The sequence below is a fragment of the Neobacillus sp. B4I6 genome (assembly GCF_050434045.1).
In the GTDB taxonomy this organism is placed as follows: domain Bacteria; phylum Bacillota; class Bacilli; order Bacillales; family Cytobacillaceae; genus Neobacillus.
Genome location: NZ_JBNPWB010000002.1, coordinates 2,876,110 through 2,897,377, shown reverse-complemented (window position 1 = coordinate 2,897,377; position 21,268 = coordinate 2,876,110). Strand labels below are relative to the sequence as shown.

Genomic DNA, 21,268 nt, shown 5'->3' with positions numbered 1-21,268 from the left:
TTCATGTCTTCACAAAGTGAACAAAGGAAATTATTACTAATGAGGGGGCAAATGAAGTGGCACAACAAGAATTAAAACGAGATTTAAAAAATCGGCACGTACAACTGATTGCGATTGGAGGTACGATTGGTACAGGTTTATTCCTAGGTTCAGGAAAAGCCATTCAGTTAGCAGGTCCATCTATCATTTTTGCCTACTTAATCGTGGGAATCGCATGTTTTTTTGTAATGAGGGCATTAGGAGAGCTTCTTTTATCAAATAAGGGCTATCAATCATTTACGGACTTCGCCGAGGATTATATTGGACCTTGGGCTGGTTATGTAACTGGATGGACGTATTGGTTTTGTTGGATTATGACAGCAATGGCTGATATTATTGCTGTTGGTGTATATGTGCAATATTGGTTCGATATCCCACAATGGGTACCTGCAATAGTCTGTTTAATTCTATTATTGGGACTAAATTTATTAACAGTAAAGCTATTTGGAGAATTAGAGTTTTGGTTTGCTTTAATCAAAGTGATCACCATTCTTGCTTTAATCATCATAGGAGTCATTTTGTTAATTATTGGATTTCAAACAGATTCAGGAACGGTTACAGTAAAAAATCTATGGAGCCATGGTGGTCTTTTCCCGAATGGAATATTAGGTTTCTTACTTTCTTTTCAAATGGTTGTATTTGCATTTGTAGGTGTTGAATTAGTAGGTGTATCAGCAGCCGAAACATCCAATCCACAAAAAAATATCCCATCTGCAATAAATAAAATACCTTTAAGAATACTGTTTTTCTATGTGGGAGCACTTATTATCCTTTTATGCATCAATCCATGGACGCAACTGAATGCAGCAAACAGTCCTTTTGTAAAAACGTTTAGTTTAGTTGGTATTCCGATTGCTGCAGGAATTATTAATTTTGTCGTCTTAACATCAGCTGCGTCTGCCTGTAACAGTGGATTGTTTTCAACGAGCCGCATATTATTTAATTTAAGTAATCATCAACAGGGACCAGCGAATTTTGCTAAATTAAATAAAAATCATGTACCGAGTAACGCATTATTTATATCTGCACTTGTTCTATCTGTCGGAGCTCTTTTAAGTAAGCTGATTCCAGAACAAGCCTTTGGGATCGTGACAACGATCAGTGCGATTTGTTTTATTTGGGTCTGGAGCATTATCTTAATTTGTCATCTGCGATATAAGAAATCACGCCCAGATTTACATGAAAAGTCGATTTTTAAAGCACCGTTTACACCATTTATTAATTATCTTGTTCTCACGTTATTTGCATTTATTCTCATTATTATGCTATTTGCAGAATCAACTCGTGTCGCTTTATTAATGACACCATTATGGTTCATTCTTTTATTCATAGTGTATTCATTTAAAAGGACAAAGGGAAAAAATATTAAAATATCTGCGTAAAGTAAAATTCTTGCAATATATTAAAAATATTGTCACTTGATTGGTATCATGATACTATTAGATGAAATTAAATTCCTTTAATTTGGTCCAGAGAGGCCAAAAAGGCAAAAATAAACTTCATATATACTAATTAAGTATATGAATGCCCTTTTGTCCTTTGGATGAAAGGGCATTTTATTTTTGCCCATTATCTTTTAATCAAAGTCCTGTGAGGCTTGAAAGGAGAACGACAAAAATGGATTATCGTAAAAAAACAGTAGTTGCATCAGTAGCAGGTTTAACATTAGAGGGCATGGATATCATGTTTATCTCCTTTGCGATGTCGATGATTATTGCAGAGTTTCATATTGACATGGTTGCTGGCGGTCTTATTTCTTCGATTACCAATTTAGGAATGCTCGCTGGAGGAATCATTTTCGGTATCTTAGCAGATAAATTTGGGAGAGTTAAAATATTTACCTATACGATTCTACTATTTGCTATCGGGACGGCGTTAACTGGTTTAGCCGTAAATATTGAACAAGTATACATCTTTAGGTTTATTGCTGGCTTAGGCGCAGGTGGGGAATACGGTATTGGTATGGCGCTTGTTGCTGAAGCATGGCCAAAGAATAAACAAGGACGCGCTTCTTCTTATGTTAGTATCGGTGCACAATACGGTGTGATTCTGGCTGCTCTTCTTAGTGCCATGATCCTGCCTGCTTGGGGATGGAGAGGATTGTTTTTCATCGGATTGGTTCCGGTTATATTCGCCTTTATCGTCCGAAAAAAATTAGACGAATCACCCGTGTGGCTGGCATCACAAAAGAAAAAACAACTTGTGCCAAAGCAAGGGAATTTAAAGCAATTGTTTGCTACTCCAAGAACTTCTGTTACGACTATTGCTTTAGCTATTATGGCAACGGTCCAAATTGCAGGTTATAATGGCTTGATGATTTGGCTGCCATCCATGCTTCAACAATCCCAGGGATTATCAGTTTCAAACTCGGCTCTTTGGACGATTAGTACAGCTGCGGGAATGATTGCAGGTATGTTAACTTTTGGACAGTTTATGGATCGACTTGGAATGAAGCAGTCATTCGGAATCTTCTTATTCGCTTCCGCAATCGCAGTCTTTTTATACTCCTTTGCGTCAGGAAGTGCGGGTCTTTTAATCGGCGGTGCGATTGTAGGATTCTTCTCGAATGGAATGTTTGCTGGTTACGGTGCATTAATAAGCAATTACTATCCAGTAGAAATTCGTAGCACAGCAACCAATACTATCTTTAACTTCGGTAGAGCATTAGGGGGATTATCTCCTATTTTAGTAGGATATATCCTGCAGCATGCTAATGTGACGATCGCAATGGGATATCTTGCTGTACTCTACTGTATCTCCTTTATAGCAATGGTTAGTTTGAAAAAAAGAAAAGATAATCAAGATCAAAACATTACTTTATCTAAAGCAGTGTGAATTGACTCTTATAGCTTCTTCATAAAATAATAAAATCTACACTAAATTGAGGCTACAAACCAAATTGGATTTGTGCCTTCTTTTTATGGAGATTGTTCGCTAATTTTTCCTGATTCTTTAATTCTAAGGACTCTTTTTCCTGATAAATGGTATTGTTGGTGTCATTATAACGTCCCCAAACATACACTCTTCTTAAAGATGGGTTGGAAATTAGACGTTGAGGAGAGGACAAATTGAAATTCGAGATGCAAAAAGCGAATATGTTGGCTGAAAATATCAAGGGTTTTATAAAATATGTTCAGAAAAGCCATGAAAATAAAAACAGCTTTAGGTATAATCCGGATAAATTGTTTCAAATAAAACTCCTAATTGAGGAGTTTAAGTTTCAAATAATAGCAGATGAACTTTTAAGAATAAATAAGTTTTCTTGGGATGAAAAGTACACGTATTATTTAGTTGATCAATTTATAGAAGGAATCAAGATTATTGATGAATACATCCATAATAACTACAATGATTTATTTCTCTTAACGGCTAGAGTTTACACATTAAAGGATCTCAGTCAAACATTTAGCAGGCAGGGAAAACTGTATCATTGGTCCTAAGACCTCCTTTTTTAACTAAGGCATTGGTATTAATAAAGCCAATGCCTTTTCATTTCGTCAAATAGGAATTAAATACGGAACCTACAAAGTAACCATACCTGCACAAAATACAGGAACAAAAGTGAAGGGTATATTGTATATACTCAGATTGTCAAGAAAGGGTATTTTTCTCGACAATTTTTTATTCTCAGCATTTAATTATTCATTGTACCTGCTAATGGGCCTGTTGATTTGCGCGGAAGGCACGCAGACTCCTGCGGGAGTACGGGGCAGGGGAGACCCCGCAGGCGCTTCAGCGCCGAGGAGGCTCCCCGGCACGCCCGCGGAAAGCGAAGTGCATGGAGCGCAAATCAACAGACATGTTGCAAAGCCTATATATTAATAATATTATAATAAATTAACGCGGTGAATGGTTAAAGTTATTGTAGAAAATAAGAGGCTGTCGAAAGTTTCTCGACAGCCTGGGTATATTGTATATACTATTATTATTTGATTATAAGAATTTTCAGGAAATAGGTTGACACCCTCTGACAAACCATGATATAAACACAATAAGAAAATTTTAGTACTTAAATGCATAAAAGTATGAAATAATAATGAGAAAAGCAGAATAAACAGGGGGAAATGACGATCATGGAAACTCGTAGTAAAATTTTAGACTGTACCATTCGTGATGGAGGATTAGTTAACAATTGGGATTTCAGTGTCGAATTTGTTCAAGACTTGTATAACGGCCTAAGTGAAGCTGGAGTTGAATACATGGAGATTGGCTACAAAAATTCTCCAAAGCTTCTTAAAGCGACTGAGCCCAATCCATGGCGATTTCTTGACGATAACTTCCTGAAAGAAATTATCCCTGTCAAAAAGTTCACGAAGCTATCGGCTTTAGTTGATATTGGCCGTGTAGATCCCAATGATATTCTACCTCGTGAACAAAGTGTTTTAGATATGATTCGAGTAGCGTGCTATATCCGTGAAGTAGATAAAGGCTTAGAACTTGTCCAAATGTTCCATGATTTGGGATATGAGACGTCACTGAACATTATGGCATTATCAAGTGTTCCTGAACAACAGCTGATTAAAGCTTTTGAATTGGTGAAGGAAAGCCCTGTAGATGTGGTCTATATCGTTGATTCCTTTGGAAGCTTAGACCCTGTAGATATCGAGCACCAAGTGAAAAAGTTCAAAGCGTTGATCCCTAACAAACAGCTTGGAATTCACACACATAACAATATGCAGTTAGCTTTTGCCAATACATTAACTGCGATGCGAAATGGGGTTACATATCTCGATTCGTCTGTATATGGCATGGGTCGGGCAGCAGGTAACTGTAACACAGAACTTCTTGTTAGCTACATCCAAAAATCAAGCTATGAGATTAAGCCGGTTCTTGGAGTCATTGAGAAGCACATGCTCGAAATGCGTGAAAAGTGGGAGTGGGGCTATATCATTCCTTATATGATTTCAGGTGTTCTTAATGAACATCCACGTGTTGCCATGGCTTACCGTGATAGCGCTGACCGCGATCAATTCGTGGATTTTTATGACAAGGTAACATCACCTGAAAGTACAGTGGCTACAACTTTAAAATAGGTTAAATTGCTTAAAGCACCTCTATATTTGAGGTGTTTTTTTATTAATTAAAATGGCTGTGTTAAAGGTCATTGTTGTTTTTATAGCCAAGTTGATTGGAGCGGAAAGCGAAGCGCCTGGAGCGGACATCAACAGCCAAGTTAAAAAAGAAAAGATTAATGAAGGTATTATTTACTATGCGCGGAATTATAATATGAAAGGAAATATTATACTTTTTGAGTCTAAAGATGTTATTTTATGATTATAAATAAATATATTTTGATAGTTTTTAAAGAAAAACGCTTGGATTTATCATCTCGGTTTGAATTATATTGCAAAACATGTATAAGACAACCTTAAGAAGAGGTAATGTACAGTATGGATGAGGAGTTAATAAAAAATGCCGATGCATGTTATCAGCTAGCTGAGCAGAAGGCTGCTCATTATTTTAAATCACTTAATAAACAGGTCATGCAAAAGACCTTTGTTCCAGTCCTAACAAAAGATATTCAATCTTGGAAACACAACCATATTCATCATCATTCAATCCTATCCTTTTTTTCGCGTGGAAAAGGAAAACCTAATACTCAAGGGTATCACAAGTATATCCAATGGCTCGATTACACCGGCAAACTTGATAATTACTTGGATCGTAGTATTTCCTATATTTTCATGCGGGACCTAGGCAAAGCCTTGGACTCAGCTGAGACACAGACCAGGATACGGCGTGTAGTTAACAGTTTAAAAAATAACCTGACACAGTCTTTTGCTACAAACAGCGGAGTCAAAACTGAGACGTTTAGCATGGCCGGGTTGTATCGAATCGCCCAGAAGGAAGGCATCGAGTCCACGATGATCTGGTTACTAAACAAATTAAAGACTGTATCATCCAATATTCCAATGGGAATGGATGCTGAGAATGCTCAGCGAAAGCTCATTAAAATTATTGCTGGGGTAATTATGCATGAGGTGGAAGAGATGGGCGATGAGGTATCGCCTGAAGAAAGAAGGCAGAAACTTGATGATGCTATTAGGCTAGGCTATTGCTATGGTTTGACCTATCCATTTATTGACGATCTTCTCGATGCCAAAGTCTTATCTGCCAAAGAGGAAAAACAATATTCCGATTTAATTCGTACCACCCTTATCACAGGAACTGTGCCGGAATTGGGTGAGTGGACGGGGAATAACGTAAACCTGATCCGATTTATTCATTCAGAACTCCGCGATGCCTTTGAGTATATTAAATCTCATTTGCGTCCAGAGACCAGCAAAAAATTTTTCGAGCAGGCCTATGTGTTTTTTAATTCACAGGAAGTGGACCGTGTAAAGGATCTATCCAACGCAAATTACACGAATGAAGAGTTATACATTCCGGTCATTTTAAAATCCTCTTCTTCCCGATTGATTGTCCGCTCAGTTATTAGTGCTCCGGAGGATGAAGGCTTTGACACCCGAACATTCTTTTATGGCATATACAACCAGCTTGCGGATGATTTTGCAGATATGTATGAAGACTTGAAGGAGGGCAGGGTAACCCCCTATACCTATTATCTGAAATATCATGATAAGCGAATCGATCTTATCAATCCCTTTGAATTATACTGGACGGTCATCTCCAATTTGATCCATAAGGTATATCACTCAGATAGCAAGGCCTGTGAGGTGATTCTCGATCGTGCAATAAACGGCCTGAAGCGATTTAAAGAACGAATGGGAACTAAAAAATACAACGAAGTTATGAAACTATTTTTTTCAGGAAATCCAAAATTTAATCGTGTGATTCAAAATATGGTTTGGAAAGCTGATGATGTCGATTTCTTTGATAAACTACTTCGTGACCATATGATTACAACTCTGAAAAATGAACGGAAAGAGCGGGAAGGGTTTTTAGACATTGTTGAAACTGTTCGTAAGGAGATCAACCACATCTTAAAAATCCCTAAAATCGAAGAAGTTGAGCAAATAATTGATGCTGCCAATTACAGTCTGGAAGGTGACGGGAAGCGATTGAGACCAATAATGACCTGGGTCATGGGCGTTAACGAATTTGGACTTAATCAATCTGCAATCGTGCCACTACTGAAATCATTGGAATATATGCATACCGCATCCTTAATCTTCGATGATTTGCCATCACAGGATAATTCTTTAACCCGTCGGGGCCGTCCAGCGCTACACTCGGTTTATAACATTGCCATCGCAGAATTAACTGGACTGTTTCTTACCCAAAAGGCCATTGAGGAACAAGCCTCTCTTGACCAATTCGATTCGAAAGCGGTGCTTAACTTGATCCAATACTCAGCTCAAATGACAGCGGTTATGTGTAAGGGACAGGCGATGGATTTGGATTCTAAAGGGAAACAATTGACACTGGAACAATTGAATTTGATGTGTTTTTATAAAACCGGAATAGCATTTGAAGCTTCCCTAATCATGCCTGCAATCCTTGCTCATGCAAAGGAGTACGAAATGGATGCTTTGAAAAAATTCGCCCAACATGCTGGTATTGCGTTTCAGATAAAAGATGACTTGCTTGATGTGGAAGGAGATCAGATCTTACTCGGAAAACCGATTGGCAAAGATGCTGAAAACAACAGCTCTACTTTTGTGTCAATCCTAGGTCAGGATGGTGCTAGAAAAGAGATGTGGGAACAGTACTGTCTAGCAATGGAAGCGTTGCAAGAGATGCCACGCAATATCACTTTTCTGAAGCATTTATTAAATTATATAGTTAACCGCGACCATTAATAGTTTGTCATATTGTTATATTTAGAAGATGTTTAAACCATTGTTTGTTTGACTTGACGTTTTGTCCTGGCAAATGCAATAAAATCACAAAGTTCCTCTTCAGTTAATGGTATATCATCGAGATAAATTAAACTGTTACCCGACTGTAAAATGCTGTTTAATTCAACCTGTATTTTTTCTTCGTCGACCCGATTTAAGAGAAAATCAACTGATGTATCAAATAATTCGGCCATTTGAGATAAAGCATGTAAAGAAGGCTCTCTATACCCTGATTCATAGCCTGCATAGGTACTTTTGGCAATGCCCAGCTGATCGGCTGTTTCCTGCATTGACCACTTTTTAAGTTTTCTAAGGTTTACTAATCGTTTTAACACTCTCGTTCCCTTCCCCCATGTTTGTTTGCTTGATTATATCATAGAAAAAATCGATTAAAAAGAAATATATACGCGATATGAAAACAATGATTGATTTTATTATCATAATAGCTTTATAATCAGTTATATTCATTCGCAAAACGCGTACGGTCAGAAATAAAAGTAAAGCGGGGGATAAGGATGAAAAAAATATTATTACTTGCAACAGGGGGAACAATCGCATCGGTGGAGGGCAATGAAGGTCTAGTTCCTGGAATGTCTCCTGATGAATTACTCCGATATTGCCTGAATGTATCTGAATCAATAGAGGTAACGTGCAAAATTCTTATGAATAGAGATAGTACAAATATGCAACCAGAACATTGGGTTATGATGGCAAATGCAATAGCCGATAATTACACTATGTATGATGGATTTGTCATTACTCATGGTACTGATACACTAGCTTATACTTCCTCAGCGTTATCCTATATGCTGCAGGGGTTACAAAAACCTGTTGTGGTAACTGGATCCCAAGTTCCAATTAGCTTTAGTCGAACCGATGCCGTAAAAAATGTTGCTGATTCGATTCGATTTGCTTGTGAAGATATTGGTGGGGTTTTTGTTGTCTTTGATGGACGAGTTATAATTGGAACCCGTGCAGTCAAAATTAGAACGAAAAGTTATGACGCTTTTGAAAGTATTAACCATCCTTATGTTGCATATATAACTGGGGACAATGTTAATTACTATTTCAAACCGGAGAAGATGCATCAAGAATTAAGTGTAGATACATGTATTTCTCCTGATGTATTTGTTTTAAAATTGTTTCCAGGAACGAAGCCTGAAGTATTTGACTTTGTGAAAACTTGCTATCGAGGCGTCATTATTGAAAGTTTTGGTAATGGGGGACTTCCATTTGAGGACCGTAACTTATTACCTAAGATTAAAGAATTAACTGAGGCTGGTATAACCGTTATCATTACTACTCAATGCTTAGAGGAAGGGGAAGACCTTTATCTCTATGAGGTTGGAAGGAAGGCAGCACAATATAATGTCACACTATCAGGTGATATGAACACCGAAGCTATTGTTTCTAAGCTTATGTGGGCGCTTGGAAAAACAAATGATTGTAAAGAAGTAAAGAGGATTATGGAAACTCCTATTTCCTGGGATTTAACAACTGATAACGAAAAAGTAGAATGAAGACCGTTTAATTATTTGAACGGTCTCATTGCTACGAATGGCTGTTTGTATGAATCAATTACGTCCTTTTATTAGAATAAACATCTCCAAAAAACAACTAGGAAATTGGTACTGAAAGCGTCCTGCTCACTCAAATTCTATTCTCTAGTGGACTTCTATTATAGTCTTTTTTATCCATTCACTTTATATATTTACTCCTATAGTATAAATAATAAATGCAAGGAAAGAAGGAAGATCGTGAACACGGATCAAGCTTTTGATTTGTTAATGGAAGCAGGAGTCACAGAAGATACTAGTATTCAAACGGTTAGACGGTGGCTCCGTGAAAGAAAGATTAGCTACGAGGGAACAGGACAACGGGATTCAGGATACATAATTGAGAATTCAGATCAAGTTTTTAACATGTTAAAGGATGCAGGTGTAACCGATAGCATCGCATTTCAAATTGTTCGTCGCTTGCTGCGTGAAGGTAAGATTCAAACCGTGGGGACTGGAAATCGGAAAACAAATAACCAGCAAAATGAAATTGATTCAAAGCAATTTATAATTAGTCCGTCAGATCAAGAAAAGGTCGTCCACCAATTGAAAATAAGAATAAAAGCACAGGATGAACATATAAAAGGGATTGAACATCTACATAAGACGTCTGTAACCAATTTAATTAAGCAAAGAGATATTTTAAATAAAGAAATTGCCAACCTAAAGAATGAGAAAAGTGAATTACAAAAGGAAACCAAGAAATTACTTAAAGAAAATATTGATTTAACTAATGAATTGTTAAAATTAAAAGAAGAACTTTTTAAAGGAAACAAAAGAGGTACTGATAAGACAAATGACGTTCCCCCTTCTTCACCTAACACGAATGATTATCGTCAAAAATTAGGTCTTTCAAAAATGGCGAGCGATAAAGAAGTTTTAACCAGATATAAAAAATTATTAAAAATAACTCACCCAGATCACGGCGGTAATGCAACAGCCTTTCATTTCATTAAAACCGATTATGATTATTTTAGAAATAGTATCAAATTGAAATAGATTGGGTTCGATTGTCAATAACTTCTATTGACGACCGAACCCAATCTTTTTTCATATCTTATGACGCCAATTCCCCTATTGACGACCTTTTTGTCCTTGCTATAAGTTTTAGAAACAAGAAAAATTAAATAAAAAATTTATTAAGAAGGAAGAATGATAAGAGGTCTTTTCGCTCATTAAGTATGATCTAACTAATATTATTAATATTAAAGTAATTAGCATTTGGGAGGAACATCATGAGGCAAAAGCTTAAGGAAAAAATGCTATGGGTATTCTTGTTTCTAGTAGTTCCCGTCTTAATTTTTGGAAATTTCTTTGCTAGAGCTACAAATAACGAAAACACACACAAACACATAATTACCGTTTATCTGGCCGGAGATTCGACTGTTTCTGATTATTCCATCTCGTTAGCACCCAGGGCAGGCTGGGGACAGGTTTTAAATCGGTTTTTCGATGATAAGATTGTCGTAAAAAATGAGGCCTCACCTGGCAGGAGTACAAAAAGTTTTATTGATGAAGGGGGACTCAAATCAATCTTAGATCAGATGGAGAAGGGGGATTATCTGTTTATTCAATTTGGTCATAATGATGAAAAAAAAGAGGATCCAACTCGATATACGGAGCCCTATTCAACCTATAAAAGCTATTTAAAACAATATATTGACGGTGCCCGCGCTAAACAAGCCATTCCTGTTCTAGTGACACCTGTTGAACGCCGGCATTTTTATGAAGATGGAAGTGCACGTGATACTCACGGGGAGTATCCTGCTGCCATGAAGGAACTTGGAATGGAAGAAAATGTACCTGTCATTGACCTTACTGCCAAAAGCAAGGCATTGTTCGAGAAGGTTGGACCAGAAGAAACGAAGAATATTTTCCTTTGGCTTGATGCCGGAGAGAATGTTAACTATCCAGATGGAGTTCAGGATAACACTCATTTCCAGGAGGCTGGTGCTGAGAAGACTGCCCGTCTTGTGCTTGAAGGCATCGAGGAATCAAAGCTAGTACCGCTTTGTAATCACATTTTGAAATAAGGAAGAAAAAATTAAGTGAGGAACTATCATGTGATAGTTTCAGATTGTCGAGAAAGGGTATTTTTCTCGGCAATTTTTTATTCTTAGCATTTAATTATTCATTGTACCTGCTAATGGGCCTGTTGATTTCCGCTCTAGGCACTTCGCTTTCCGCGGGCGGTCCGGGGAGCCTCCTCGGCGCTAGCGCCTGCGGGGTCTCCCCAGCCCCGTCCTCCCGCAGGAGTCTGCGTGCCTTCCGCGGAAATCAACAGGGAGGTAATCAACCTAAAGAATTGCAACACACTTTTTCTAGCCTTGCTAATTGTGTTGCAATCTTTTTCATATTTTGGCAGGCTGCCGTAAGGAGAGCCTGTTCGCTTGCTTTCTTCAATCCCCGTAACCGGCAATAGTGAAGCCCGTGCAGCTCTTTTGAGTCTGCGAAGCTTCGCTCAATTTTTTCCTTTCTAAATTTATAAAGCATTTTTCCAGATTTAGATAAGCGATTTTCCCTTACCTTTTCCTTGTGCTTATCCCAAACATGACGTGTCACTACTTTTACCTTATTTTTGGAGCGTGTACATTGGGAAAGAAGTGGGCAGTTCTCACATTTCTTCGAATCAGACTTATATTCTTTATAACCCTCACGGTTTGTTGTACTGTAGGGTAATTCTTGATTATTAGGACAAACGTATAGATCTCGTTTATTAGCGTTAGCCTTTAAATGAGTAGAATCCGAAAATAAGACACGACCACCTTCCATTTTGTGATTCATTGCCTGGAGAACAATCCCATCAAATATTTCCTGAAAGATATCGGTACCTTTAAAACGATGTTGGCGATTCCAACTAATCGTTGAGTGGTGTGGAACAGGATCCTTAAATTTCAGGCCTAAAAACAAGTGGTAGGCAACATTCATTTCAATTTCTCTTTGTAATTGTCGCTCGGATCGGATGCCATATATATAACCAATAAACATCATTTTAAATAGAATAGTGGGATCGGAAGGGCGTCCGTTATCATCACTATAATAAGGACGTACCTTTTCAAGAAGGAATGAAAGATCAATATATTTATCGATTAAACGAAGAAGGTGACTGTCAGGAACCAATTCATCAATAGAAACAAATTCATATTCACTTTGGGTAGATACTCTTGGTTTAAACATAGATTTCACCACTTAATTTTTTATTGTTTGGTTGTGTTAAGAGCAGTGTATTATTGATTTTACAGCTCTGTTGATTTGCGCGGAAGGCACGCAGACTCCTGCGGGAGTACGGGGCAGGAGAGACCCCGCAGGCGCTTCAGCGCCGAGGAGGCTCCCCGGCACGCCCGCGGAAAGCGAAGTGCCTGGAGCGCAAATCAGCAGACATGTTGCAAAGCCTATATATTAATAATATTATAATAAATTAACGCGGTGAATGGTTAAAGTTATTGTAGAAAATAAGAGGCTGTCGAAAGTTTCTTGACAGCCTGAAACTATCATGTGATAGTTTCTTTTTTTCTCAAATGGGAGGCCTTCCACAAAGAAATCTTCTAATATAAGATATAATGTACATTGTAGTTATCCATTCAGTTTAACAAAGAGGGGGAAAACAGCCTGAAAACAAGAAAAATATCACTCCAGACCAAAATATTTGGGCTGGTCCTATTACTGGGATTATTGTTGATCCTGCTGCTGACCACATTTTTCAGCTATATGGAAAGTAAACAAATAGAGGAAAATAAGGGAAGGCTGGCACTGGAAATCTCTCGAACGGTTTCATTCATACCGCCCATTATCACCGCCTTTCAAACAAGTGACCCATCGAAAACAATTCAGCCCATCGCCGAAAAGATTCGCACTGAAACTGGTGCTGAATTCGTTGTTATAGGAAACAAAAATGGAATAAGATATTCGCACCCTTTAAAATCTTTGATCGGGAAGAAAATGACAGGCGGAGATAACGAAAGGGCCATTAAAAATCAGGAATATTATGTATCTAAGGCAAAGGGGTCACTTGGACCTTCAATTAGAGGTAAATCTCCTATTTTCAACAAAAAGGGAGAGGTAATTGGAATCGTTTCTGTTGGATTTTTGCTTGAAGATATCCATCAGCAAATCTTGAAAACTGTCACCAAGGTACTTCTTGTTTCACTCTTTGCTGTTTTGATTTCACTGATCGGTAGTATCTTGCTAGGACGGAATATCCGTAAAGATACAATGGGGCTTGAACCTTATGAGATTGCCGCACTTTATAAAGAAAAGAACGCAGTACTTCATGGAGTAAAAGAGGGGATTTTAGCCATAGATAATGAGGGCTACATAACGATGATGAATCAACCCGCCAAAAGACTTTTACATATTAAGGGATCTGTCCGCCATCTAAAAGTAGATGGGTTGTTTCCTTCTGACTATTTATATGAGGTATTAAAATCTGGAAATCCACAAGTTGATAAAGAAATGGTCTGGAAAGATAAAACAGTGATCGTCAACTGTACGCCACTCTTTGAAGCGTCTGGGATAAGTGGAGTGGTTGCTTCGTTTCGTGATAAAACAGAAATTGAGCAAATGGTAAACACCCTATCAGAAGTAAATAGATATTCGGAAGATCTGCGTGCGCAAACACATGAATATTCCAATAAATTATATGTGTTATTAGGTCTTCTTCAGCTAGGAGAATATGAACAGGCAATCGATATGATTCAAACGGAAACACAGGTATTGCAATTTCAGAATTCTATTGTTTTTAACCATATTAAAGATACGAAAGTACAGGCCATCCTTTTAGGGAAACTTGGAAAAGCCTCAGAAAAGAAAGTAAAGTTTGAGGTTGTATCGGACAGCTATTTAGAGGCATTGCCATCCCATTTTAAGCTATCCAATCTAATAGTCATTCTTGGAAACTTAATAGACAATGCCTTCGAAGCTGTCTTTGGTTTCGATTCTCCGACAGTTAAATTTTTCGTTACTGATATAGGTAGCGATATCATTTTTGAGATTGCTGATAATGGGAAGGGACTTACTGAAAAAGAAATTCCGCTTCTATTTGACAGGGGCTATACTTCTAAAAAAGGAGCTGAGCCTAGGGGATTTGGCTTATCGAATGCTGAGGAGGCAGTGTTAGATATGAATGGGATGATTGAGGTGCAAAGTACCCCGGAAAGTGGGACTGTCTTTACAGTTTACCTTCCAAAGGAATACGAGAGGAGACAAACACTTGAATAGGATAAAAGTAGCCATAGCTGAAGATGATTTTCGAGTTGCCGATATCCATGAGAAATTTTTAACAAAGTTTAATGAAATTGATGTTGTTGGTAAATCATTGAATGGTGATCAGACCCTTCAAATTCTGATGGAGAAAACCCCTGATTTATTGATTCTCGATGTGTATATGCCTGATATGCTCGGATCCGATCTACTCCCAATTATCCGAGAGCGTTTTCCAAGGGTTAGTATAATTATGATCACAGCAGCGACCGATAAAGTTTTCCTAGAAAAAGCATTAAGCTACGGAGTAGAAAATTATTTGATTAAACCTGTAAATAAGGAAAGATTTGACGAAGTCATTTTAGAATATATAAAAAAACACTCGCTCCTAACTTCCAGACAAGATGTAGACCAGAATTATGTTGACCTCCTGTTTGGTAATAAAAAGATTGAAAAGGTGGGAAGGGGCACAGGATTACCTAAAGGAATTGATGAAATCACACTTGGAAAGGTGAAAAACGCACTTCAGATTAATAACCAAGGCCTTTCCGCTGAAGAAGTGGGAAAGGAAATTGGGGCATCCCGAATTACTGCACGCCGATATTTAGAATATCTATCCTCCATTAAGGAAGCAAAAGCGGAGGTGGTTTATGGTATTGTCGGGAGGCCGGAAAGAAAATATTATCCTGTTTAGTAAGGGTGCCTAAAGGCATCCTTTTTTAATGTGTAAACCATTAAAGGAAACTCCAGTAGTCAGAAAGGATTCTACCGTGAACAATATGAACAAAATATAGATTAATGTACGATAATAACTTTATTTTGGAAACGTTTTCACCTTAGAATATTTAGATTATTATTAATTTACTAACAAAAGGGGTGAAAGAGATGCTGGCAACTTTAGGATTTTTAATGATTATTATTTTTATGGTATTAATTATGACAAAACGCTTATCCGCAATGATTGCTCTAATGGTGATACCTGCTGTATTTGCATTGATAGGCGGATTCGGAAAAGAAATGGGACCAATGGCACTTGAAGGTATAAAAAGCGTGGCACCAACAGGAATCATGATTCTATTTGCGATTCTCTTCTTTGGAATCATGATAGATGCAGGGGTTTTTGATCCTATCATTTCGACAATCTTGAAATTCGTAAAAGGGGATCCCGTAAAAATAGCGATTGGAACAGCAGTTCTTGCGTTAATAATCTCTCTTGATGGTGACGGAACAACTACATATATGATCACCATTTCTGCCATGCTTCCTTTGTATAAACGTATTGGCATGAAACCATTGGTACTTGCAGGGATCGCTGTATCATCTTCAGGTGTTATGAACCTTCTTCCTTGGGGAGGACCAACAGCTAGAGCAATGACAGCATTACATCTAGAGATGGGAGATATTTTTACTCCCGTAATTCCTAGTATGGTTGGGGGAGTGTTGTTTGTATTATTTATGGCCTACTGTCTTGGTAGAAAAGAGCGTAAACGGATAGGTGTTATGGAAATTGATTATAGCACATTGTCTTTGATGGCAGCTACATCTGAGGCTGCTTTCCTTAAACGTCCCAAATTGATTCTTGTAAACTATCTGCTAACTATTCTGCTTTTAGTTGCACTAATCCAAGAAATGCTGCCTACAACGGTATTATTTATGATTGGATTTGCAATTGCGATCACCATCAATTATCCAAATCTAAATGAACAAAAAGAACGGATTATGCACTACGCTGATAATGCACTATCAGTTGTGTCAATGGTTTTTGCTGCAGGTATTTTTACAGGTATTCTTTCTGGGACAAAAATGGTTGATGCCATGGCAACTACGATGATCTCTCATATTCCAGATGCCTTGGGCTCCCATTTTGCTATTATTACTGCGATTATTAGTGCACCATTAACATTTTTTATGTCCAACGATGCATTTTATTACGGTGTTTTGCCATTACTTGCCAAAGCAGGAAGTGTATATGGAATTGATCCGGCTGCAATTGGACGAGCGTCACTCATGGGGATGCCAGTACATTTATTAAGTCCTCTCGTACCTTCGACTTACTTATTAGTCGGTATGGTTGGAGAAGAATTCGGTGACTTGCAGAGAGCATTCTTTAAATGGGCATGTGGATCCACAGCGGCTATGATTTTTGTTGCTATAATTTTGTCCATTTTTCCCTTTTAATTAAAATTTGCTGAATTCTCATGAAAATCATTTAATAATTTGACTGGAGATGAATGATTATGTGGATACTCACTGTCTATTCAGAAGGAAAAATCCCTGCGTTGTTTGAATATAATACAGAAAAAGAAGCTTTAGAAGCTTTTAATAAAGTAAAAGGTTGTAAGATTCTCTCAGAGGTTATTTACTATAACGATACTAAAATATCTTAAACTTTCAAGTATATAGGTACTATTAAACAGACTGTGTAACCTCTTTGCTTTGTTGGAAACTCCAACTAAGCAAGGAGGTTTCTTATGTATCAATATGCTGCAGTCTAGCAGTCCCGCTGCATTAGGTTTTAATTGGAGGGAAATTTTTGAGTGTTTTACTTCTTATCATATTAAATGTCATTCTACCTGTTTTTTGTCTTATTGGAATTGGTGCGTTTTTACATCGAAAAATTACATTTGATATGAATACATTATCAAAATTAAATAACTATTTGCTCATGCCTGCTGTAAGTTTTGTCAACATTTATCAGACTAAAATGGAGGGAGAAACAGTCTTAAATATTCTTACTTTCTTAGTAATCCAAAGTCTTTGTCTTATTTTCTTCAGTACCATCATATCTCGATTAGCCAAATTTGATAATAGACTATCTTCGACCTTCAAAAACAGTGTGATACTAAACAATTCTGGGAATTTTGGGTTACCTGTAAGTCAACTTGTATTTCAGCATAATCCACTTGGTTTATCCATCCAAGTGGTGGTAATGATTTATCAAAATCTTCTTACCAATACATATGGGTTGTTTAATTCAATAAGAGTAAATTACAAAGGTTTACAAGCAATGAAAGTATTTATGAAAAATCCAGTTGTTTATGCCTTTTTGTTAGGTTTGGTTTTTAATTCACTTTCTATCAAAATCCCAAAATACTTGTGGACTCCGATTGAAAATATTTCAAATGCCTTTGTGGCTGTGGCACTGGTTACGCTCGGTGCACAAAGTGCTTTTTTAAAAATAAATCGATTCTCCATCTCACTTATTCTAAGTCTCTTTGGCCGTTTAATACTTTCTCCCTCCATCGCGATGATCATTATATTACTTTTAAAATTGGATGGAACGACGGCACAGGCTTTATTTATTGCAAGCTCGTTCCCAACTTCAAGAAACAGTGCTCTTTTCGCTTTAGAATACGGAAATCACCCAGAATATGCAGCACAAGTGGTCTTATTGTCTACATTACTAAGCATGATTACTGTGACTACGGTTGTATATTTGTCGACAATATTATTTTAATCGTTCGAAGACTAGTGGAACAGAAGCAGGAACCCTTTATGGCGCCTGCTTCTTTTATCTATAGAGATAACATTAATACATCCAAGTTCGAAATGTCGATTGCACCAGAGTCTCGGATAGCTTTTAATTGATTAATATCTAGGATGTCAATTGTACGGGTTGATATTTGGATCCATTGTTGGCTTTTCCATTTATTCAGTATTTTATTAACCGTTATTCTAGAGGTACCTATGTAACGGGCAAATGACGTTTGGTTGATTGAAAAATTACCATTTTCGCTTACTAACTTTAATAGGAAGTGGGCCATTTGCTGCTCAACAGGCGAATTAAGAAAGGAAATAATTTCTGCAAGAATCCTAAATTTATAGATTAGTGAGTTGGTGAAAATACACGCTGCCTCAGGATGTTCCTCGCAAATCATGAATAAAGTCTCATCAGAAAAAAAATAGATCTCAGATGAACTACTCGAGGTGGCTGAGGTTAAATAGGGTTCATTTTTCACACCGTGCTCCCCAAATAGCATTCCTTCTGGTACATAATTCACCGTCCGTTCCACACCTTCTTGTGAGAGAAGGGTTATCTTTATCCCACCCTTAGATAAGTAGAAAAAACCCTTGCCTTCACTTCCCTGATGGTAAACAACTGAATTTTCCTCAATCTCTAGTTTTTTTCCATATTTTAAAAATGGGCTCCACGAATATCGAAGATTTTTCATATTATCACCTTACCAAGAAGCTTTTTTAATTCATCAGGTTTCTTTATTAAAAACTTCTTACCACGACTCTCAATAATTTCTTCAGCTTTCCATTGTTTTATAATCTTATATAAGGTGATTCTCGTTAAACCTGTGCATTTTGTAAGGTCTTGTTGTGTGAGAGGAACTTCGTAATTCTTAAATTCGTAACAAATATTTAGTAGTATCACCGACAGTTGCTGTTCTGGTGTGAGAGAGTCCAAATAAATTTTATCAGCTAATATGTGCATTTTATGAATAACGGTTTTGATAAAAATGTTAAGTATAGAAGGTTGAGCTTTAATTAATTTTTGAAAATGTTCACATGAGAAAAAATAGAGAATAGAGTCATTTACTGCCGTTGCGGTAGTAAAATGTGGCTGTCGGTCCATCGCTTGAACTCCTAATAGCTGCCCTGGAATAGTGATGTTTAACAAACGCTCTTTTCCAATCGAAGTGGTAGTCGTTACTTTAATTAATCCCTTTTGGATATAATAAAATCCATCCCCGAGCGTCCCTTGCTGGTAAATAGCTGATTTCTCTTTGAAGAATTGTCTAGTACCAAACTGCAAGCATGATTCCCAATTAATATCACTGTCAAACAAGATTGCCAACTAATCAACTCCTAAGTGAAATGTATGTAAAAAGACAATAAAACTGTAAATCTAGGAAATATGTAATTAATCAAATGCTATAAAATAGTGACACTAAATTGTTAACGCTTACATATGAATGCAAGGAAAAAGTTTATATGCGTTAACCACTTAACAACAGTGTAAAAGATTAAAGATAGAAAATCAATATTGGGTGGATGAAGTCTAGCATATATAAAAAGAAAAGCAACTCATATCATTTGTATTTAGAATGATGTGTGTTGCTTTATTTGTTTCAATAAAATGAAAATTTTATTTTTTTAGAAAAAATGTTAATCAGACTACAATGACTCAACAAAATCAATTTTATAATGAAAATATGAAATAGAAGGAGGATGTTTTATGGGAATTCGTACAGGAGCACAGTATATCGAGGCGTTAAAATCCCGAAATCCAGAAGTTTGGTTATCAGGAAAAAAAGTGAAAAATATCTTTGAAGAGCCTGTTTTTCATCAGCCAATTCTTCAAATTGCAAAACTATATGATATGCAGCATGACTCCAAGTATCAAGAGGACATAACTCATTTTTGTGAAGAAACGGGAGAAAGAATCTCGAATGCATTCTTGGTCCCAAAAAGCTATCAAGATTTAGAAGCACGGAGAAGAACGTTTGAAGAGTTTTCCAAAGCGACGTTTGGTTTAATGGGAAGGACTCCTGATTTCTTAAATGTGGTCGTTACATCCATGGCGAGTAATTCAGAGTTCTTGGACAAATACAATCCAGAATGGGGAAAAAACATTCGATCGTATTATAAGCATATTCGCGATAATGATTTATTTTTAACTCATGCAATTATTAATCCGCAAAATGACCGCAGTAAATCGTCACACGAACAACAGGATATGTTCACCCATTTAGGTGCTGTTAAAGAAACACCTGATGGCTTAATTGTAAGAGGAGCGAAAATGTTAGCTACCCTTGCACCGATTACTGACGAAGTAATTGTTTATTCTTTTCCTGGATTTAAGCCTGGTGATGAGCGCTATGCACTTGCGTTCGCACTACCACTTGATACTCCAGGTCTTCGCATTATCTGCCGTGAAGCAATGCAGGATGGGACGCGTTCTGTTTATGACCACCCATTAGCATCAAGATTCGAAGAAATGGATGCGGTCTTAGTCTTTAATGATGTTTTAGTACCTTGGGATCGTGTATTCCTGTATAACAATGTTGAAGCAGCAAATTTACTTTATCCGAAAACAGGAATCGCTCAGCAGCCAGCCCATCAGTCTGGTGTAAGAGGGTTAATCAAACTACAATTTGCAACCGAAGTGGCTTGTAAAATCGCCGACTCCATCGGTGTTGATGCCTACCTAAATGTACAAAATGATTTAGGAGAATTAGTCCAATCGGTTGAATCAATTAGGGCATTACTAAGAATTTCAGAGTATGAACATGAAGTAACTGCTACTGGGGAAGCGATGCCAGCCTATGCACCACTAGAAACAATTCGGGGATTGCTTCCAAAAATGTACCCACGTGCGATTGAAGTGATCCAAATCATTGGTGCAGGTGGCCTACTAATGTCTCCAACAGATGCCGATTTCGAGAATCCGGAATTAAGAGAGGATCTAGAGAAGTATTATCTTGGAAGAGAGGGAGTTTCAGCAGAAGAACGCGTTCATCTCTTTAAGCTAGCATGGGATTTATGTGGCGAGGCATTTGGACAAAGAGTTCTTCAATACGAACGCTATTATACTGGCGATCCAATTCGTAAAAGAGCGATTTTCTATAACAACCACAAAAAGCAGAATTCCTTTGAGCTGGCTGATGAAGCAATGAAAATATTTAATCGAAAAAATGAGGTTACAAGCTTATAAAAGTAAAT

General features: G+C 37.3%; 18 protein-coding genes. 14 read left to right on the top strand and 4 right to left on the bottom strand.

Going from position 1 to position 21,268, the window contains the following annotated elements; all coding sequences use genetic code 11:
- Positions 1-56 precede the first annotated feature (56 nt).
- From QF028_RS16335 to QF028_RS16315, 5 genes are all read left to right on the top strand, one after another.
- Positions 57-1,421, top strand: a complete 1,365-nt coding sequence (locus QF028_RS16335; RefSeq protein ID WP_429466933.1) for an amino acid permease — start codon at positions 57-59, stop codon at positions 1,419-1,421.
- 235 nt (positions 1,422-1,656) lie between these two features.
- Positions 1,657-2,874, top strand: a complete 1,218-nt coding sequence (locus QF028_RS16330; protein ID WP_429466931.1) for an MFS transporter — start codon at positions 1,657-1,659, stop codon at positions 2,872-2,874.
- Between the two features lie 233 nt (positions 2,875-3,107).
- Positions 3,108-3,479 (top strand): hypothetical protein, encoded by a 372-nt coding sequence (locus tag QF028_RS16325; RefSeq protein WP_429466929.1) that lies wholly within the window; start codon positions 3,108-3,110, stop codon positions 3,477-3,479.
- A 633-nt stretch (positions 3,480-4,112) separates the two neighbouring features.
- Complete coding sequence (locus QF028_RS16320) at positions 4,113-5,072, top strand: aldolase catalytic domain-containing protein (protein ID WP_168243114.1); 960 nt, start codon at positions 4,113-4,115, stop codon at positions 5,070-5,072.
- 348 nt (positions 5,073-5,420) lie between these two features.
- Positions 5,421-7,802, top strand: coding sequence for a polyprenyl synthetase family protein (locus QF028_RS16315; protein WP_429466926.1), 2,382 nt, complete (start codon positions 5,421-5,423; stop codon positions 7,800-7,802).
- A gap of 32 nt (positions 7,803-7,834) precedes the next feature.
- Here the strand turns inward: QF028_RS16315 and QF028_RS16310 are convergent, their stop codons facing one another.
- Positions 7,835-8,176, bottom strand: coding sequence for a helix-turn-helix domain-containing protein (locus QF028_RS16310; protein WP_410883718.1), 342 nt, complete (start codon positions 8,174-8,176; stop codon positions 7,835-7,837).
- Between the two features lie 180 nt (positions 8,177-8,356).
- On the opposite strand from QF028_RS16310, the gene QF028_RS16305 reads away from it, so the two are divergent.
- From QF028_RS16305 to QF028_RS16295, 3 genes are all read left to right on the top strand, one after another.
- Positions 8,357-9,361 carry an asparaginase gene (locus QF028_RS16305; RefSeq protein ID WP_215003398.1) on the top strand — a complete coding sequence of 335 codons (1,005 nt, stop codon included), beginning with the start codon at positions 8,357-8,359 and terminating at the stop codon, positions 9,359-9,361.
- Between the two features lie 237 nt (positions 9,362-9,598).
- Entirely contained in the window at positions 9,599-10,396 is a 798-nt protein-coding gene (locus QF028_RS16300) for a hypothetical protein (RefSeq protein ID WP_429466924.1), read from the top strand.
- A gap of 236 nt (positions 10,397-10,632) precedes the next feature.
- Positions 10,633-11,430: a rhamnogalacturonan acetylesterase gene (locus QF028_RS16295; protein WP_429466922.1), complete on the top strand. Its 798-nt coding sequence runs from the start codon at positions 10,633-10,635 to the stop codon at positions 11,428-11,430.
- A gap of 259 nt (positions 11,431-11,689) precedes the next feature.
- On the opposite strand, the gene QF028_RS16290 is transcribed toward QF028_RS16295, so the two are convergent.
- Positions 11,690-12,574, bottom strand: a complete 885-nt coding sequence (locus QF028_RS16290; protein WP_429466920.1) for a transposase — start codon at positions 12,572-12,574, stop codon at positions 11,690-11,692.
- A 432-nt stretch (positions 12,575-13,006) separates the two neighbouring features.
- On the opposite strand from QF028_RS16290, the gene QF028_RS16285 reads away from it, so the two are divergent.
- The 5 genes from QF028_RS16285 to QF028_RS16265 all read left to right on the top strand — a co-directional run bounded on the left by QF028_RS16285 (position 13,007) and on the right by QF028_RS16265 (position 18,053).
- Entirely contained in the window at positions 13,007-14,614 is a 1,608-nt protein-coding gene (locus tag QF028_RS16285) for an ATP-binding protein (RefSeq protein ID WP_429472382.1), read from the top strand.
- Positions 14,607-15,290, top strand: a complete 684-nt coding sequence (locus QF028_RS16280) for a response regulator (RefSeq protein WP_429466918.1) — start codon at positions 14,607-14,609, stop codon at positions 15,288-15,290. The genes QF028_RS16285 and QF028_RS16280 overlap by 8 nt, the downstream gene beginning before the upstream one ends.
- A 191-nt stretch (positions 15,291-15,481) precedes the next feature.
- Positions 15,482-16,774: a CitMHS family transporter gene (locus QF028_RS16275; RefSeq protein ID WP_429466916.1), complete on the top strand. Its 1,293-nt coding sequence runs from the start codon at positions 15,482-15,484 to the stop codon at positions 16,772-16,774.
- A 59-nt stretch (positions 16,775-16,833) separates the two neighbouring features.
- Positions 16,834-16,983, top strand: a complete 150-nt coding sequence (locus tag QF028_RS16270) for a hypothetical protein (protein ID WP_179195770.1) — start codon at positions 16,834-16,836, stop codon at positions 16,981-16,983.
- A 146-nt stretch (positions 16,984-17,129) separates the two neighbouring features.
- Positions 17,130-18,053 (top strand): AEC family transporter, encoded by a 924-nt coding sequence (locus QF028_RS16265; RefSeq protein ID WP_215003389.1) that lies wholly within the window; start codon positions 17,130-17,132, stop codon positions 18,051-18,053.
- 58 nt (positions 18,054-18,111) lie between these two features.
- Here QF028_RS16265 and QF028_RS16260 read toward each other — a convergent pair whose 3' ends face one another.
- Together QF028_RS16260 and QF028_RS16255 are read right to left on the bottom strand one after the other, a co-directional pair.
- On the bottom strand, positions 18,112-18,768 hold the full coding sequence (locus QF028_RS16260) for a Crp/Fnr family transcriptional regulator (RefSeq protein WP_429466913.1): 657 nt from the start codon (positions 18,766-18,768) through the stop codon (positions 18,112-18,114).
- Entirely contained in the window at positions 18,765-19,400 is a 636-nt protein-coding gene (locus QF028_RS16255) for a Crp/Fnr family transcriptional regulator (RefSeq protein WP_410883297.1), read from the bottom strand. The genes QF028_RS16260 and QF028_RS16255 overlap by 4 nt, the downstream gene beginning before the upstream one ends.
- 381 nt (positions 19,401-19,781) lie before the next feature.
- On the opposite strand from QF028_RS16255, the gene QF028_RS16250 reads away from it, so the two are divergent.
- A complete protein-coding gene (locus QF028_RS16250) occupies positions 19,782-21,260 on the top strand; it encodes a 4-hydroxyphenylacetate 3-hydroxylase family protein (RefSeq protein WP_429466911.1) in 1,479 nt (492 codons plus the stop codon).
- The last annotated feature ends 8 nt before the right edge of the window (positions 21,261-21,268 follow it).

What these genes read in the sequence shown, in the direction of transcription:
- QF028_RS16330 (WP_429466931.1), top strand. Translation starts at nt 1,657, where the DNA reads ATGGATTATCGTAAAAAAACAGTAGTTGCATCAGTAGCAGGTTTAACA.
- QF028_RS16320 (WP_168243114.1), top strand. Translation starts at nt 4,113, where the DNA reads ATGGAAACTCGTAGTAAAATTTTAGACTGTACCATTCGTGATGGAGGA.
- QF028_RS16315 (WP_429466926.1), top strand. Translation starts at nt 5,421, where the DNA reads ATGTACAGTATGGATGAGGAGTTAATAAAAAATGCCGATGCATGTTAT.
- QF028_RS16305 (WP_215003398.1), top strand. Translation starts at nt 8,357, where the DNA reads ATGAAAAAAATATTATTACTTGCAACAGGGGGAACAATCGCATCGGTG.
- QF028_RS16295 (WP_429466922.1), top strand. Translation starts at nt 10,633, where the DNA reads ATGAGGCAAAAGCTTAAGGAAAAAATGCTATGGGTATTCTTGTTTCTA.
- QF028_RS16290 (WP_429466920.1), bottom strand. Translation starts at nt 12,574, where the DNA reads ATGTTTAAACCAAGAGTATCTACCCAAAGTGAATATGAATTTGTTTCT.
- QF028_RS16275 (WP_429466916.1), top strand. Translation starts at nt 15,482, where the DNA reads ATGCTGGCAACTTTAGGATTTTTAATGATTATTATTTTTATGGTATTA.
- QF028_RS16270 (WP_179195770.1), top strand. Translation starts at nt 16,834, where the DNA reads ATGTGGATACTCACTGTCTATTCAGAAGGAAAAATCCCTGCGTTGTTT.
- QF028_RS16260 (WP_429466913.1), bottom strand. Translation starts at nt 18,768, where the DNA reads ATGAAAAATCTTCGATATTCGTGGAGCCCATTTTTAAAATATGGAAAA.
- QF028_RS16250 (WP_429466911.1), top strand. Translation starts at nt 19,782, where the DNA reads ATGGGAATTCGTACAGGAGCACAGTATATCGAGGCGTTAAAATCCCGA.